Origin of the sequence: Acinetobacter sp. RF14B (assembly GCF_006864105.1) — a bacterium.
Classification (GTDB): Bacteria; Pseudomonadota; Gammaproteobacteria; order Pseudomonadales; family Moraxellaceae; genus Acinetobacter; species Acinetobacter lwoffii_C.
On record NZ_SMTB01000058.1, the window covers coordinates 1 to 17305 of the forward strand.

Genomic DNA, 17305 nt, shown 5'->3' on the forward strand with positions numbered 1-17305 from the left:
GGCTGCGACTCAGGCGCAGGCCAATCAGGCCCGCACTATGATGCAGCGAAAGAAACGCCTGCTGGATCAGGGCTTTATTTCTCAGGTTGAATATGAGCAAAGCCAGGTAGACTACCGGGCCCAACTGGAAAATGTACACGCCCAGCAAGCCAATGTAGATATTGCTGAAAAGGCTGATCATGATGGAATAATCACCAGTCCTATGAACGGTGTAATTACTCAGCGTCAGGTCGAGCCTGGACAAACAGTCGCAGTAGGCCAAACCCTATTTGAAATTGTGGATCCGAATCAGGTGGAAATTCAAGCACGTGTACCGAGTGACATGCAGGCCAGCCTGCGCCCGGGTCATCGAATTGAATACCGGCTTCAAGGCAATCCGGATCAGCTCACCGCAGTCATTAGCCGGGTCTCCCCGATTGCCGATCAGGCCAGTCGCCAGATCGAATTCTTTGCAGCTCCGAATGAAAGCATCTCTTCTTTAAGTATTGGTTCTTTTGTTGATGGCTCTATTTTAAGCTCGCAGCAACTGTCAGGACAAATACTTCCTCTGGATACCATCCAGAATATTCAAAACCAGCCCTTTGTCTGGGTAATTCGTCAAAACAAGATCAAGCGAGTCAATATAGAGATATTGGAGCAACGCTATAACGATAATATCGCCGTGGTCAGAGGCTTGGAAACAGGCGATCAGGTCAGTCGTATTGCTTTTACCGAAGCAGATCTGAACAAGGCCGTGACTTTGGGTTCTCCCTAATCTGACAGGATTATTACTATGTGGTTTACCCGAATCAGTGTGAAATATCCAGTCTTCACCATCATGATGATGTTCTGTTTGATGGTGCTGGGGCTGGCTTCCTGGCAACGGATGGGCGTAGAGGAGTTCCCGGATGTCGATTTTCCGTTTGTGGTGGTATATACCACTTATCCGGGTGCATCTCCTGAAACGGTTGAATCAGAAATTACCAAAAAACTTGAGGATCAGATCAATACCATTTCTGGTTTAAAACAGGTAATTTCCCAATCTAGTGAAGGCTTGTCGATGATCACGGCCGAATTCAATCTGGATATTCCCTCCACCACAGCCGCTCAGGATGTGCGGGACAAAATTGCGTCGGTAACAGCCGAATTTCGTGATGAAATTCAGGAACCGGTAGTCGAGCGCTATGACCCGACAGCGAATGCCATCATGTCGATTGTCTTCAAGTCAGACAATATGGACTTAAAAGCCCTCAGCTCTTACTTAGATCAGCGGATTGTGCCACAGCTGCGCACCGTTCCCGGCGTAGGCACTGTGAACCTGCTCGGTGATGCACAACGTCAAATCCGGATTCAGGTTGAACCTGAAAAACTGCGTGCTTTCGGGATTGGGGTAGACAGTGTGATAAATACCCTTAAAGCTGAGAATATTGAGGTGCCGGGTGGTACTTTAAAATCTGGCAATTCTGAACTGGTGATTGAGATCAACTCTAAAGTCCTGCATCCCCTGGCCTTTGGAGATTTAATTGTTGCTAACAAAAATGGCGCGCCCATCTTCCTGAAACAGATTGCACAAATTGAAGACAGTCAGGCTGAGCTTGAAACAGGGGCTTTTCTGGATGGCAAGGCTGCCGTCGCCATTGATATTTTGCGTAGCTCGGACGCCAATGTAATTGAGGTCGTGGATCAAACCTATAAGACGCTGGAAAGCATCAAAACTCAATTACCCTCGGGCACCAGTTTGGAAGTCGTGGTAGATGCTTCGAAAAGTATTCGTGGCACGATTAGCGATGTGGCGCGTACCATCATTGAAGGCGCTGTGCTTGCGGTATTGATTGTCCTGCTATTCTTAGGTTCATTCCGTTCGACCATGATTACCGGCCTGACCTTGCCGATTGCCCTGTTAGGTACTCTGACTTTTATCTGGGCCTTTGGCTTTACCATCAATATGATGACCTTATTGGCTCTCTCCCTCAGTATTGGTCTGCTGATTGATGATGCGATTGTGGTACGGGAAAATATTGTCCGACATGCCGATATGGGCAAAGATCATGTTACCGCAGCCCTGGAAGGTACCCAAGAAATCGGCCTTGCTGTTCTGGCTACGACATTGACCATTGTTGCAGTCTTTCTGCCTGTCGCCTTTATGGGCGGGATTATTGGACGTTTTTTCTATCAGTTTGGGGTGACAGTCAGCACCGCCGTTCTCATTTCCATGTTTGTCAGTTTTACGCTCGATCCGATGCTTTCTGCGCATTGGGCAGAAAAGCAAAAAGATCCGAACAAACGTCTTGGAGCAGTTAAACGCTTTTTCATGTGGATTTCACATCACCTGGACAATTTAAGCCAGGTCTATGAAAAACTGCTCAAGCTGGCTCTGCGCTTCAGGCTGCTTACGCTCCTGATTGCGTTCGCTTCTCTGGTCGGTGCATTCGGACTGTCCAAACTGATCGGCACTGAATTTGTACCCGTCCCCGACAAAGGTGAAATCCGCATCAAATTTGAAACTCCGGTCGACGCCTCTCTTGAATATTCACAAGCCAAGCTGCAACAAGTAGATGCTATTATTCGTCAGCATCCGGATGTGCGTGCGACCTATGGCGTGATTAACGGTGTCACCGACCGCGGTAAAAACCATGTCAGTCTGCGTGTAAGCGTTACCCCACGCACTGAACGCGAAAAAACACTGACTGATTTAAATAATGAATTCCGTCATCGCCTGCAATCGGTGGCCGGTATTATGGTTACCTCGGTGGCTTCTGCCGATGAAACCGTATCTGGCGGTCAAAAGCCAATTATGATTTCAATTAAAGGGCCTGAACTGAGTGAATTACAGAAAATTTCTGATCGCTTTATGCAGGAAATGACTAAAATCGAGGGTATTGTCGATTTAGAGTCCTCCTTAAAAGCCCCTAAACCAACTTTAAGCATACAGGTTAATCGTGTTCTGGCCAGTGATCTCGGTTTATCGGTCAACCAGATTGCCAATGTCGTCCGCCCTCTGATTGCTGGTGATGACGTCACTACCTGGCAAGATGAACAAGGCGAAACCTATGATGTCAACTTGCGTCTCACTGAAGACCAACGTACGCTTCCAGGTGATTTACAGAACATGTACATCACTTCAAATAAAACTGATGCTGCGGGGCAACCGATCCTGATCCCGCTATCCAGCGTGGCAAATTTTGAGGAAAAACTTGGCGCTTCACAAATTAACCGGCGTGATCTGGCACGTGAAGTACTGGTTGAAGCCAATACTGCCGGCCGACCTGCGGGCGACATCGGCTCTGATATAGAAAAAATGCAAGCAAGTTTCGAGCTTCCGCCTGGTTATAGCTTCGATACTCAAGGCTCAAATGCCGATATGGCTGAGTCTGCCGGCTATGCCCTAACCGCAATTACCTTATCGATCGTATTTATTTATATTGTATTGGGTTCGCAGTTCAACAGTTTTATTCATCCCGCCGCCATTATGGCCTCCCTGCCGTTATCACTGGTCGGGGTATTTTTAGCACTATTTCTGTTTAACTCGACCATGAACTTGTTCTCGATCATTGGCATTATCATGTTAATGGGCTTGGTCACCAAGAATGCGATTCTGCTGATTGACTTTATTAAAAAGGCAATGGACCGGGGAGAAGCGCGTTATGAGGCCATTATTGCAGCCGGTAAAACCCGTTTACGTCCTATTCTGATGACTACCAGTGCCATGGTCATGGGTATGGTGCCGCTTGCACTTGGACTAGGTGAAGGTGGAGAGCAAAGTGCACCAATGGCACATGCAGTCATTGGGGGGGTCATTACCTCGACCCTGCTTACCTTGGTTGTAGTACCGGTAATTTTCACTTACCTGGATGATGTAAAGAATTTTATGCTGCGCCATATGCGTAAAATCATGTCATAATTTAAATCACAAGCATGAGGTGATATTCAAAAATGATCACCTCATTTTTTATTGTATAATCTCTGCTTTAACGCTTAATTTTTAGGACAGTTTCCATGCGCGCGAGTCGCTTTTTATTTGCAACGTTAAGAGAAACCCCGAATGATGCTGAAGTTATTTCACATCAGCTGATGCTTCGTGCCGGTATGATTCGTAAGTTGGCTTCAGGTCTATACACTTGGCTGCCGATGGGCGTTCGCGTATTAAATAAAGTGGCTGCGATCGTTCGTGAAGAAATGAATAATGCTGGTTCACTTGAAGTCTTTATGCCTGTAACCCAACCGGCTTCACTTTGGGAAGAGTCAGGCCGTTATGTAGAATATGGTCCTGAACTGTTACGCTTTAAAGATCGTCATGACACTCCTTTTGTGCTGGGTCCAACGCATGAAGAGGTCATCACGGATCTGGCACGTAATGAATTAAAGAGCTACAAACAGCTGCCAGTCAACTTCTATCAGGTACAAACCAAATTCCGTGATGAAATTCGTCCACGTTTTGGCGTCATGCGTTCACGTGAATTCATCATGAAAGATGCTTATTCTTTCCATGCAAATCAGGAATCACTGCAAAAAACCTATGATGCAATGTATGAGGCCTACTGCAAAATCTTTAGCCGTTTAGGTCTGGATTTCCGTCCGGTACAGGCAGATACAGGTTCAATCGGGGGGTCTGGTTCGCACGAATTCCATGTTTTGGCTTCTAGCGGTGAAGATGATATTGCATTCTCAACTGAATCAGACTATGCAGCCAATATTGAAATGGCTGAAGCAATTTTAGTCGGTGAGCGTGCTGCTCCAGCTCAAGCACTGAAAATTGTTGATACTCCCAATCAAAAGACCATTGCTGATGTTTCTGCATTCTTAGCGACTGATCCTGCGCATTCAGTTAAAGCCCTGCTGGTTCAAGGTGTTGCTACTGAAGAAGCCAAAGCTGTACCAGTGGTTGCGCTATTCCTCCGTGGCGATCATGAACTGAATGAAATTAAAGCTGAAAAACATCCTTTAATTGCAGCGCCACTGACTTTTGCCACTGAAGAGCAAATCAAAGCGCTTGGTTTGACTGCCGGTTTTGTAGGCCCACAAGGTCTGGTTGAAAAAGGGATTACCGTCATCGTTGATCGTGCTGCGTCTGTACTGTCTGACTTTGTTGCGGGTGCCAATGAAGCGGACAAACATGCGACTGGTGTCAACTGGGAGCGTGATGCACAGTTTACTGAAGTTTATGACCTGCGTAATGTGGTGGAAGGCGATCCTTCTCCAGATGGTAAAGGCGTACTTCAAATTAAACGTGGTATTGAAGTCGGTCATATCTTCCAGTTAGGTAAAAAATACTCTGAAGCTTTAGGCTGTAAAGTTCTCGGTGAAGATGGCAAGCCGTTCACTGTGACCATGGGTTGTTACGGTATTGGTGTAACCCGTGTGGTTGCTTCTGCCATTGAGCAGAACTTTGATGAAAAAGGCATTATCTGGCCAATGGCCATTGCACCATTTGAAGTTGCGATTGTGCCAATGAATGCACATAAATCACCACGCACTCTGGAAGCAGCCGAAGCACTCTATACTGAGCTTCAAGCTGCGGGCTTTGATGTGCTTCTGGATGATCGTAATGAGCGCCCAGGCGTAAAATTCTCTGATCTTGAGTTAACGGGCATTCCACACCGGATCGTGGTGGGAGAAAAAGGTTTGGATGCAGGCACCTTTGAATACAAAGGTCGTCGTGATGCAGAATCAGTCAACCTGTCTAAAGAAGAATTACTGGCTAAAATTGCCAAATAATTCTTGTCAAAATAAAAATCCCGCTCAAATAGCGGGATTTTTTATAGGCATTCGTTAGCAGAATCTATGCCCGCCAAAGCAGTTTGGTTTAAAGTTTTGTCCTTGCAGACTCAAGTTGGTTAAAGGGAAATCTAAAGTTGTAGAACCCATAGGCACATTACCAACCACTAATGCGGAACCACCTATACACCCTGTTAAAAGGTTGCCACAATTTCGCGGGTTCTCCGTTAAATCTTTATTAATTCCAGCAATGGTTTGTTTCAAGACTTCATCCGTAATTGCAACTTCAGTATTTGGGCTCAAACTTCCAAGTTCGACTTCATCCTCCATTGCCAGCCACCAACCTTTATTTGCTCCGACAGCCGCACCCGGCCATAAGATACTTTCAGCTTGTAAAGATAATGAGGCAGGATTATTCAAATACAGAGCATGAATTAAGCCCAAACTCTGATTCACAGTAATATCTGTTTTCAAGCCTGTAATATTACCCGATACCTGCTTCTCTAAATTTAAGAGTCCTAATACTTTAGCCGTTAATTGCCCACTAAAATCAATCTTCCCAACTGTACCACTGCCTTTTAACATTACATCTTTCATTCGCGTCCCAGATACAATGGTAGAGTTAATTGTAAAAGGAGCAGAAGTTGAAGATAAGTTTAAATTATAAGAATCAGAGGTATAAGAAACATTATGACAAGGATCTAAAAAACCACCTACACAAGTTGTACCCGAGCTACTGCCCAATAAACGTCCTGAAACTTCCCCATTAATCTTTAACTGGGTATCTGCATAAGTCATAGAACGACTACCTGTTACAGCTACACCGGATGCCGTTTTGGTTTTCATATAACCACTAAAGCTATTAATTCCATTCGGAATACCATTACCTTTTGCATCCTGGTCATTATGTGTACCCAAAGTTAACAGTCCTGCAATTTTCTCTGCACTCACGCGGAAGCCAAGAACCTGTCTGGTTGCTGCCGAATCTGGATTTTTAATCGCAATCTGGACAAAAGGATTGGTAATTTTAGCTGAAGAGGCTGCTCGTTGATCAGCTGTATAATTTGTATTAATGCTGCCATCCGCATTTAAGGGTAAGCCGCTCAAACCAAGATTATCAATATCAATATCACAACTTGCGGCACGAATAGCATTATTTTCACCACCACAGCCTAGCTGTAGTTTTTTAATATTGGCATTCAGTTCCATTTCAGCACTAAGAGCAAGTTTATAAAATCCCATATTGGTTTGATTATAAGATTTACCTTGTGCATCAGTGGCACTAATTCCTTTCTGGTATTCAAGGTTGATTAAAGCTTGGCCCTCTACTTCAGATAATTGCTCATCATTTAATATGGTCATCGCGTAGGTATGAGAGAAACCAGTAAATGTACCCACCAGTAATGCAATTAAAGATTTTTTCATAATTCTATCCTTTATTCTTTTTATCGCGGTGTAATTCCCAGCGTACTTCTTAATGTGCCACCAGTAATTGCGATATCCGCAATTTTTTGCATAGTCGTACCTGAAGGTGACATCGCCATTTCAGCTTTAAAAGGTACACCATGCCCTCTATTGGACAAGGTTGACTTATAATTCAGTTGCACCTGAGTGTCCAAGGCTACAGCATTTTCCTTTAAATAAATTTGCCCGTTTAAACCCACATGACCCTGTAATTTATTTAAATTTAAACTTGATTTCTTAGTTACACCCGCAATCGTATCTTCAGTGCTTAAACTGATATAACTCCCTAAATATTCGGGTGAGGATTCTGTTAATGGAGTAAATTCAAAATTGGCCTTGAGCGATAAAAAATTGGTTTCGGGCGTTGCGTTGATACTTTCTACGCCCGGAATAATCATGAGCTCACCCTTACCATCTAATTTAAAGGCCAATGTATTTAAAACATCCTCTTTCTTAGCAAAAATATCATCTGCTATGACACCATTACATTTAGCTGAAACTGAACTGGCACAATTATATTTTGAACCTGGCAACTGACCGACAGCAATTTCCGCATTTGCTGCAAAAAGTAACTTGTCTGCCCGAACATAGATTCCTTCATCTTCATAACCAATTACGCCCTGCGACTCAATAAAAGTATCAATATTACGCAAACCCGCATAATAGTTGACCGCTTCACCATGTACCCCATTGTGTCCATCAATCAAGATCATAGAGGTAGTACTTGGGCCTTTTGGACCATCGACCCCGTATCCGTCGGTCGAAGCCATAAGATTGTAGGCAATACCTTTTTTATGCTCTGTGCCATAAGTCGCTCCTGTCAGTGCAAGATTGGCATTCAGATTATAAATAGGAATACCAATTCCCCAGGTTCCAGTATCATTATTTGCTGGAGCAGTCTGTGAAATAAAACGTGCACGTGAAGCAATAGTCTGGAAATCCATGCCCCGTATGGCAATCAGGGCAAAATCACCACCCTCAGTCGTATTATTTAAAGTCTGCGCTAAAATTGGGCTTGCCTTCGCCAGAGTATCCTGCATATTTTTATTAATGACAAAATCAAGTGTTTTGGCTTTTTGGATTGTATTTATATAAATATCGCCAAAATTAATAGAAGCATTCGCCTGCTGGGTTAATGCCCTTAATCTTGAAAACTCAATTGCATAACTTCCTGTACCCGTGTGGCCAATTTCAAGTGTTGTAGGCATCTGGCCAGGTTTTAATGCTGCATGACCTTTACTTAAAAAATCTGCCGCCACTCCAAAATGCAGTCCCCCACTCCCCAGTTCACTATAACTTGTGCTTGATGAGGAGCGACTAGGTGTACCAAAGTTTTTAATACCTGCCTGATCAGCATTTAAGAAAATTTTGGCATTGGTAACTGCACCTGAAGCGCCCATACGGATAATATTTTTACGCTCATTCGATGGTGTGCTATAGCGAAAATCTATATTTACACCTGGGTTATTTCCAACTTTATTCAGGTTAACTGTATTTTTATCAACCCCTTCAATACCATTAGACGTTGCTAAAACCACCCCTTCCTTGGCATCCACATACATGTATCCTTCCCCTTCAAAATTGAAGTTGAAATCATTTAATATCAAGCTATTGCTATTTAAACTGTGGCTAATTGAGGTGTTTTTCAACTGAAAATTGATATGGGTTTTGCTATCTTTGTTAAATAGGCCTGATGTAGTTTGCAGAACCAGATTGAAAGGAGATTTCATATCAATTCCTAACTCACCAAGATTCTGCTTGCTTTGTACACAAGGAGCCTCATTACAATTATTTTTTACAATATTCAGATCAGCTTTGAGCTGGAGCGGATCTACACTGGCTTCAAGTCTTAATCCTGCCCCCTTCTCGGTTGCTCCGACATCCATAGCAAAAGTACTAATAATAGGCTTTTGCTTAATTCCTTCAATTTTTACATGATGTAGACCTAAACCCATTTTTGTATTTGAGATGGGATTAGGGTCATACCAGTTCACCTGATTGACTTCCGCTTTTGAAATTTCATGGGTAATAATAATCCCATCTTGACCAGTCACACTGCCTAAGTCCTGATCTTTAATCAATTCCAGAGCATAGCTCTGCTGTGCCATACATATACAGACGGTAAGTAATTTGAACTGCGATTTAGTTTTCATTCTAATATCCTTATTCTTCTACCGAGCTAGCAACGGCTTGCTCCATCGCCCGTACAGTTGACGCTAAATATTTTTATATTTCCATTCATGTGCATATTGCCATGAATATTCAAACCCATGAATCCCTTTTCCTGCCCTTGGTCAAATTGAGGGACATTCCTGCCTGTTGCATAAGTTTCATATTTAGTGGTATTAAAATATCCTTCATCACCCGCTTCAATCGATACACTTTTAAAACCTAAATTTCTGATTTTAAGTGGTTTATCATCATAGAATGTTAAGCGCATAGCGCTTTGCGGATTATTATATTGATTGATAAATGTAGTACCACTTAAGGTGAACTGATCAATCTGTAATGTGCCCTGAATTTGCTTGAAGACCAGCCATTTTTTGGCTATTGAACCATCCGGCTGTTTTTCTGTATGGTTATTTGGAGAAATAGCCAACCGGCATAATTCCAGTAATGGACACTCCAGATTATTCGTCATGCGATAATAGGCTTGCGTCACCTTGGCAATCCCGTTCGCTTCAAAACCATTAACCAATGAAATCTCTTTTTTACTGAGGTCACTGGCATACTGATGATTTAAAGATAAGGTCCAGCTTAAATCTGCCCCCCCTAAAATCTCTGTGCCTTTCCCACTAATAGCGACCATTTCTTCATTATTCAGACTTTCTAATGCCGCATAGGCCCATGAAGGTACAATAAGTACGGCAGCAAATAACATTTTCAGCTTCATGCTCATCTCCTAAAGCCCTGTCGTTTTAAACTTCAGATGTTGAATCAGCACACCATCAATCACCACAGAGCCCAAGTTTACTGGAGCTGTATTGGTAGGTCCCCTAAACACGATACCAGTTGCATTATCATTTTTATTTGCTTCCAGCAGCTTGTTATTAATTGTGACACTTCCCACACTGATACTACTGTGGGTCGCTGTATTGGCCTGATATTTGATATTACTAATCATGGAGGCTTGGCTGCCACAAGAGGCTACATTACATAAAGTAGCGGCTTTAGAAGCTTCACTAGAATAGTCCGTATAAATTTTATTATAAATATCAGGTACGTTTGGAATCCGTGTAACTTCCAAAACGATATTATTGCCTTCTGAGCCAACAATAAAGGGTTGATACATATTACCAAAGACCAGGTTGATATTAGGGCTATAAAGATATAAGCCTTCACTCGCGTGAAAGATGGGGGCATACGAACGATTTAGTGCAGGTGTCGATGCTGTGCCATCATCAATCGCCGCCGTACTAATACGCAGGGCTTTTTTATTTAAGTCTGCCAGGTTGATTGCTTCGCCATTCGAACCTTTATTAAAGGTTAATGACGCTGGATTATCATGGGTATTCTGCCGGATTAAGCTGGCCATACCGAGTGTTTGGTTCTGCTGTGCCACAGGTGAGGCTTGTGTTTGAAAAAGACGGACCTGAGAACCACTTAAACTTAATCCGTTTGCAACCAGTTGAAGTCGAATACGCTGGTCGGTGGGTAAATCCGCAGCAACTGTCGGTGCACCTGTAATCTCATCTACTTGATTATTTGAGCCCCACTTACGTGAAAAAGCATCCAGCCAGTATCCTAGCTTAATATTGTTATCTTCTTCATATACCCCTTCTCGTGCCAGAGGAGCTTCAATTGACAGATAACTGACATCCCCATTATTGGTATTTATAAATTGCTTTACATTCGATTGCGTACCTGCTCGTACCACCCAAGGGTTAGCATCTGAACCCCAGGTAAAACCTGTATTACTAAATCTTTGATTTAAATTATCATTAGTTCGTGAAAGTGCTAGACCATAAATAAAAACATCAGCCTTGGTGCGTTTTTCTGCCAGATTCTCGTTTGAGTTGACATATCTTGAATAATCTTCCCCGACCGGAATAATTCGAATAAAACCGGTATCAAATTGGCTCGGATCCGTAGCACCCGTACCTGTCAAAGGGCGGTTATAACTGGAACCTGTAGATTTATCATTCGGCATTTGAAAAACAAGTTTAAAATCCTCAGGTAAAATCGCAATTCCTTCACCTGTGGTATCTGACATCGTATCATCAGAAAGCTGCTGCATCGCGAAGGCTGGCGGCATTGAAAACATACACAATATGGTGGCTAAGCACGTTTTTTTAATAGTCAAGTGCCTGCTGTTCTTCTTCATCATCACTATCCTTTTCTTATCTGATGCTCCGCATCTTTATCCTTTAGCTTCCTAGCTACCACACTTTATTTTTTGTTAAATGATGCATCACGCATCTTTTTTATATTGATTATCCATTATGCTTATTTTTTGTGTAATTACCAAAGTCAAAAGAGCAGAAATTCCGAGTTTCCGATGAATGAAAGAATAAAAAAAGCGAGGCCAATGCCTCGCTTTTTGATCTATCTTTCTTTTAAAAGTATTTAAGCCTTCGGCAGCGTCACACCGGTCTGACCTTGATATTTACCACCCCGGTCTTTGTAAGATGTTTCACACACTTCATCAGATTCAAAAAACAGCATTTGCGCCACCCCTTCACCAGCATAAATACGGGCAGGCAAATTGGTCGTGTTTGAAAATTCAAGCGTGACATGACCTTCCCACTCTGGTTCAAGCGGAGTAACGTTTACAATAATTCCGCAACGCGCATAGGTCGATTTCCCCAGACAAACGGTGAGTACATTTCTCGGAATACGGAAATATTCTACTGTACGCGCCAAAGCAAATGAGTTCGGTGGAATAATACATACATCCGACTCAATATCGATAAAGCTTTTTTCATCAAAGTTCTTTGGATCGACAATTGCAGAATGAACATTGGTAAACACTTTGAATTCACGTGCACAGCGCACGTCATAGCCATAGCTTGAAACGCCATAAGAGATCAGTTTTTGACCATTCTCATCCAGACGAATCTGGTTTTCTGCATACGGTTCAATCATGCCGTGTTTTTCGCTCATTTCGCGAATCCAACGATCAGACTTAATTGCCATTGATATAATCCAAAAATCTTAAATATAAGTAATTACGACGTACTTTAACTGAAATTGGCAGTAATGAAAATAAGTGAAATCCTGACAAGTAAATTTCACAAACATTCGTCACTTTTTCTGGTTTATAAGCTAAGCAGTGCGGAGTAGCTTAAAGGCACAGAAAAGCTCATTAAAATAATCGAAGCGGTCTTTTGCAGGTTCTTCTGATTTAGCCAGCGATTATTTTTACGCGCCAGAATTGTGCCTAAAAATGTCCAGAAAAATGCAATTGGAATCAGTAAGGCCAAGAATACCAGCATATAAGTCACATAATAGAGACTGCTTTTCCAAACCATCACCGGAAAAATAGCCGAAGCAAACAGTAATGCTTTAGGGTTCAGTAAAGTCGCAAAGAACAATTCACGTGCACGAATGGTTAGCTGCTCAAAATTTTCATCCAGCTCTGCCGTACGCCATAATTTCAGGGCCAGAAAAAGAATATAGGCTGCACTAAACAGTTTGAGAATATGAGGAAGTGGAGGAAAATAAACCGAGATCTTTCCGATTAAAATGCCCCAAAAAGTAATTGCAATCAAATAACCAAAGGCTTCTGCAGGAATAAGACGAAAAGCTTTCTTAAACCCGACCTGGATGCCCGACGATGCCAATAAAGTATTGGTTGGGCCGGGTGTTAATAGAATACTTATCACCAAACCAATAAAAAACCATGAAACCATAGCTTGACCTCGCTCTTATGCCTGCAGCATAAAATAATCCATTCAAATCTGCAAAAAAATATTTGTAAGCGAACATATTAAAAAAAATTATATTTTATTTTTCTATTTACTATTAAGTAGTTGGTTAAAAATATAAGAAAATTTACTTTTAGTCAATTTTGTCAATTTATAAAGCTATAAGCAAATAGTAAAACTGCTAAAAAGTAGAGGTTTCAATGAGCGTATTCGGAATTAGAGTTCCAGAAATACTGATCCACACCCTATGAAAGGAAAATTGTCAAAACTTAAAAAAATCATTATTTCTGGTAATCTTTGATTGAAATTCAACCAACCAAAAACCTCTGGCCTTGTGTATGAACTTTGGACATTCCTATGAAAAGATATTGTGGTTGGAGCAACTTTTACCTCACTCCTCATGCTTAAATTTCCGCTCTCCATTTAAGCTGTCTATCTTGCTCAATTTGTTCAACCTATTGATAAAGTAAATTTTTGAAAAAAATGCTATTAATGGTATTCAGAGAAAATAATTGCTGTTAAATTGTACAAAGACAGCAATTGATAATTCACATTTTTTAACCTCCAGACGGTCTAGCACATTGTTGTTTTAATTATATTTTAAAAACTGCAGAATAATATCAGGAGTCATAATATGAATAAATGGATCAAGCTTTCAGTCATGGGTTTAGCGCTATCAGGCGTAGTTGCTTGCTCGAATGATAATGCACAAAATAAATCGAATAGTCAGGCTGCATCCGGCGAAAGTGTGGCTGCAGATAAACTGCAAACCCGTTTTGTCAATATTGCCACAGGTGGTGCCTCAGGTCCTTATAATGTCATTGGGACAGGATTGGCTGAAATCTATAACAAGACCTACGGCGTGAGTTCTAAAACTCAGACCACTGGTGCTTCTGTCGAAAACCTGAATTTATTGAAACAAGACAAAGTTGAAATGGCTTTTGTCATGAGTGACAGCTTAACTGAGGCGATCAATGGCCAAGGCAGTTTTAGTGCCAAAATTGACAACGTGCAGCAGATTGCTGCTCTTTATCCCAACTATGTACAAATCGTGACTTCGAAGCGTTCTGGGATTAAAAATATTGAAGATCTCAAAGGCAAACGTATTGCGGTGGGTGCCCAGAACTCAGGTGTAGAAGTGAATGCACGTAGCCTGCTGAATGGTTTTGGCATTACTTATAAGGATGTAAAAGTAGATTATCTTGGTTATGCTGAAGCAGCGGATGCTTTAAAAGGTGGCAAGCTGGATGCAGCCTTTCTGACCAGCGGCCTCCCAAACTCTTCTCTGATGGAATTACAACAGGGCTTTGATCTGCAACTGGTGAGTATCAATCCTGACAAAGTCAAAGCCATTGCCAAAGATCAGGCTTATTTCCTGCCGATGACCATTCCCAAAGGGACCTATGGTAATGCTGAAGATATTCCAACAGCAGCGATCATGAATGCACTGGTGGTTCGTTCAGACTTGTCTACTGATGATGTATATAAGCTGACCAAGACTTTCTTCTCCAGTCTGGATCAACTGGCAAACTCGCACCAAGCAGCAAAAGAAATCACTTTAGAAGGTGCACAAAAAGGTCTGGTGGCTCCACTGCATCCGGGCGCGCAAAAATTCTATGATGAGAATACAGCAAACTAATGAAATGGATACAAGGTGCAGCGATTGCTGCACTTTTTAGTTGGGCTGCTTTTTTTATTAGCTGTGTTTGGCTGGTATTTCCTTATATTTTTGTTGAAGTGAGAGAGCAAAGTTTTCAGTGCAAAATTGACCAGAAATCTTTTCAGCTCAGCTGGATGCATTCGGTAGAAAAAACACAGTGGAAAGAACGCTATCTTCAACATGAAAACGATTTGATTCTGGCAGAAACACAGTTCGTTTCATTCGGTGCAGGCACACCTGACCAAGGCACCATTACGCGGCAGGATGATGGTAGCATTCATATACAGATCAACCGAAAAATGAAAGAACTCAACTGGGTCATTTCGCGCAGGATGCAGGGAAAAATTGAGAGTGCTGATCGGGTCTGGAATATTTATCAGGATTTTCCCGACTACAGTACGGTACAGATCTCTATAAAAAAAGACAGCCTATGGAAAAAAAGAGGTTTGAATGATTGCCTATGAATCCACAAGACATAAAAAATGTGCCCGAAGCACTCAATGAGCAACAGCAACAAGAATTATTAGAAAAATTTGACCGTGAATCTGTTACCCGTAACCCGATCAATAAGTCGGTTCGCTGGTTTATTGCTGCCTTAGCAATATCCTACTCGTTATTTCATCTTTATATTACATTTAATCCTTTACCCGAACTGATTCAACGTGCGGCACATGTGTCGATTGGTTTAGCTCTGATTTTCCTGCTCTATCCAGCACGTCAGGCCAGCAGCCGACAGAAGGTCGCATGGACTGACTGGATTTGGGTAATCGCCTCTTTTGCTTCGTTCTTTTATCTGTTTAAAGAATACCAAGCCATTATGACCACGCGAGGAGGCATTCCCAATACGCTGGATATTGTCTTCTCGATTATAACGGTCGTATTAGTGGTCGAGGCAGCACGGCGGGTAATGGGCTGGATGCTGCCGATCCTGGGACTGATTTTCTTAAGCTATCCATTTGTCAGTCATTTTGACTGGATGCCAGATCGCTTGCTCACCCGCCCCTATACATTCAGTGATATTTTCGGCCAAATGTATCTAAAGACTGAAGGGTTATATTCCTCAGCCATCGGTGCTTCGGTCACCTTCATTTTCCTGTTTATCCTGTTTGGTGCCTTTCTGGCGAAATCAGGCATGGGAAAATTATTTAATGACCTGGCCATGGCACTTGCCGGACATAAGCAAGGTGGCCCTGCCAAAGTTGCGGTGATTTCCAGCGGTTTTATGGGCAGTATTAACGGGACTGCGGTTGCCAATGTCGTAGGAACCGGTTCATTTACCATTCCCTTGATGAAGAAAATTGGCTATCACAAAAACTTTGCCGGTGCGGTTGAAGCCAGTGCTTCTGTGGGTGGACAGATCTTGCCGCCAGTAATGGGGGCTAGCGCCTTCATCATGGCGGAAACCACGGGTGTCAGTTACGGCACGATTGCCTTAGCTGCGGTATTGCCCGCCCTGCTATATTATCTCGGGGTGATGGCACAAGTCCATTTCAGAGCCGGCCGGGATAACCTGAAAGGTGTTCCCAAAGCTGACCTGCCACGGGTCAAAGAAGTCCTAAAAGAACGAGGACATTTATTACTCCCTATCGTTGCCTTAGTGTTCTTCTTATTTCAATCCATTCCGGTTAGCTATGCGGCTGTGTATACGATTTTATTGACTATCGTGGTTGCAGCATTCAGAAAATCGACCCGTATGGGACCGAAAGAAATTCTGGAAGCCTTAGCTGATGGCGCTAAACAGTCACTTTCCGTGATGGCTGCCTGTGCCGTCGTCGGTATTATTATTGGTGTCGTGAGCTTGACCAGTTTCGGTTCAGTGATGACTTCCTCAATCATGAGTATTGGTGCCGGCAGTCTGTTCCTGACCCTGTTCTTCACCATGATTGCATCGATGATTCTCGGTATGGGCCTGCCATCCATTCCTGCCTATATCATTACCGCAACGATGGCTGCCCCCGCTTTGGCCAACTTTGACATTCCCATCTTAGTCGCCCATATGTTCGTGTTCTATTTTGGTTTGTTTGCCAATATCACCCCACCCGTGGCCTTGGCCGCCTTTGCCGGTGCCGGGATTGCCGGTGGTGATCCTATGCGGACCGGATTCCTGGCCCTACGCCTATCTCTAGCTGGTTTTATTGTGCCATTCCTGTTTGTCTATAACCCAGCGATGTTGATGATTGACACGACAAATATTGCCGTGAATGCCAAAGAATTTGCCTTACCGGCATGGAATGTCATTTTAAGCATTACTGTAAGCTCCATTGTCGGTATTCTGGCACTGGGGGCTGCAGTAGAAGGTTATTTTAAAACAGCCCTGAGCTGGTTCTGGCGGATCTTCCTGGGGGTTGGCGCACTTATGATGATTGTGCCGGAAACTATGACCGATATTATCGGCACCTTCATGGTGATTATTGCGATTGGCTTTAATATCGTTCAGGCAAGAAAAGAAAATACAGTGACTACTAAAATCTCATAAGAAAGAGAGCCGAGGCTCCATTGCTGTCCCACAATTTTTCACAAGAGGAAGCTCATTTGAGCTTCCTCTTGTTTTATGGGTATTTTATCGGGTGAAAATAAAGCTTTTAAAGTTCTTCTTTCAAACAAATTCACTTGAATTATT

General features: G+C 42.7%; 12 protein-coding genes. 6 read left to right on the forward strand and 6 right to left on the reverse strand.

Annotation, left to right across the window (positions count from 1 at the left end; translation table 11 throughout):
• From E2K52_RS09490 to E2K52_RS09500, 3 genes are all read left to right on the forward strand, one after another.
• The coding region (locus tag E2K52_RS09490) for an efflux RND transporter periplasmic adaptor subunit (protein WP_151204891.1) at positions 1–754 on the forward strand (754 nt) is incomplete at its 5' end.
• Positions 755–772: 18 nt separating this feature from the next.
• The gene (locus E2K52_RS09495) at positions 773–3880 is read left to right on the forward strand and encodes an efflux RND transporter permease subunit (protein ID WP_151204892.1); all 3108 of its coding nucleotides are present in this window, start codon (positions 773–775) and stop codon (positions 3878–3880) included.
• Positions 3881–3975: 95 nt separating this feature from the next.
• Complete coding sequence (locus tag E2K52_RS09500) at positions 3976–5694, forward strand: proline--tRNA ligase (RefSeq protein WP_151204893.1); 1719 nt, start codon at positions 3976–3978, stop codon at positions 5692–5694.
• 54 nt (positions 5695–5748) lie between these two features.
• On the opposite strand, the gene E2K52_RS09505 is transcribed toward E2K52_RS09500, so the two are convergent.
• From E2K52_RS09505 to E2K52_RS09530, 6 genes are all read right to left on the reverse strand, one after another.
• Complete coding sequence (locus E2K52_RS09505) at positions 5749–7119, reverse strand: hypothetical protein (protein WP_151204894.1); 1371 nt, start codon at positions 7117–7119, stop codon at positions 5749–5751.
• A 20-nt stretch (positions 7120–7139) separates the two neighbouring features.
• The gene (locus E2K52_RS09510; protein ID WP_151204895.1) at positions 7140–9311 is read right to left on the reverse strand and encodes a DUF6160 family protein; all 2172 of its coding nucleotides are present in this window, start codon (positions 9309–9311) and stop codon (positions 7140–7142) included.
• Positions 9312–9337: 26 nt separating this feature from the next.
• Entirely contained in the window at positions 9338–10051 is a 714-nt protein-coding gene (locus E2K52_RS09515) for a hypothetical protein (protein ID WP_151204896.1), read from the reverse strand.
• A 9-nt stretch (positions 10052–10060) separates the two neighbouring features.
• Complete coding sequence (locus E2K52_RS09520; RefSeq protein ID WP_413772993.1) at positions 10061–11482, reverse strand: hypothetical protein; 1422 nt, start codon at positions 11480–11482, stop codon at positions 10061–10063.
• 242 nt (positions 11483–11724) lie between these two features.
• Complete coding sequence (dcd, locus tag E2K52_RS09525; protein ID WP_004785008.1) at positions 11725–12294, reverse strand: dCTP deaminase; 570 nt, start codon at positions 12292–12294, stop codon at positions 11725–11727.
• A 122-nt stretch (positions 12295–12416) separates the two neighbouring features.
• Positions 12417–13010: a LysE family translocator gene (locus E2K52_RS09530; protein ID WP_151204898.1), complete on the reverse strand. Its 594-nt coding sequence runs from the start codon at positions 13008–13010 to the stop codon at positions 12417–12419.
• 649 nt (positions 13011–13659) lie between these two features.
• On the opposite strand from E2K52_RS09530, the gene E2K52_RS09535 reads away from it, so the two are divergent.
• From E2K52_RS09535 to E2K52_RS09545, 3 genes are read left to right on the forward strand one after another with little or no spacing between them, the layout of a single operon-like run.
• Positions 13660–14664 carry a TAXI family TRAP transporter solute-binding subunit gene (locus tag E2K52_RS09535; RefSeq protein WP_151204899.1) on the forward strand — a complete coding sequence of 335 codons (1005 nt, stop codon included), beginning with the start codon at positions 13660–13662 and terminating at the stop codon, positions 14662–14664.
• On the forward strand, positions 14664–15149 hold the full coding sequence (locus E2K52_RS09540; protein ID WP_151204900.1) for a DUF1850 domain-containing protein: 486 nt from the start codon (positions 14664–14666) through the stop codon (positions 15147–15149). Before E2K52_RS09535 ends, E2K52_RS09540 begins: the two co-directional genes overlap by 1 nt.
• Positions 15146–17161, forward strand: coding sequence for a TRAP transporter permease (locus tag E2K52_RS09545; RefSeq protein ID WP_151204901.1), 2016 nt, complete (start codon positions 15146–15148; stop codon positions 17159–17161). The genes E2K52_RS09540 and E2K52_RS09545 overlap by 4 nt, the downstream gene beginning before the upstream one ends.
• The last annotated feature ends 144 nt before the right edge of the window (positions 17162–17305 follow it).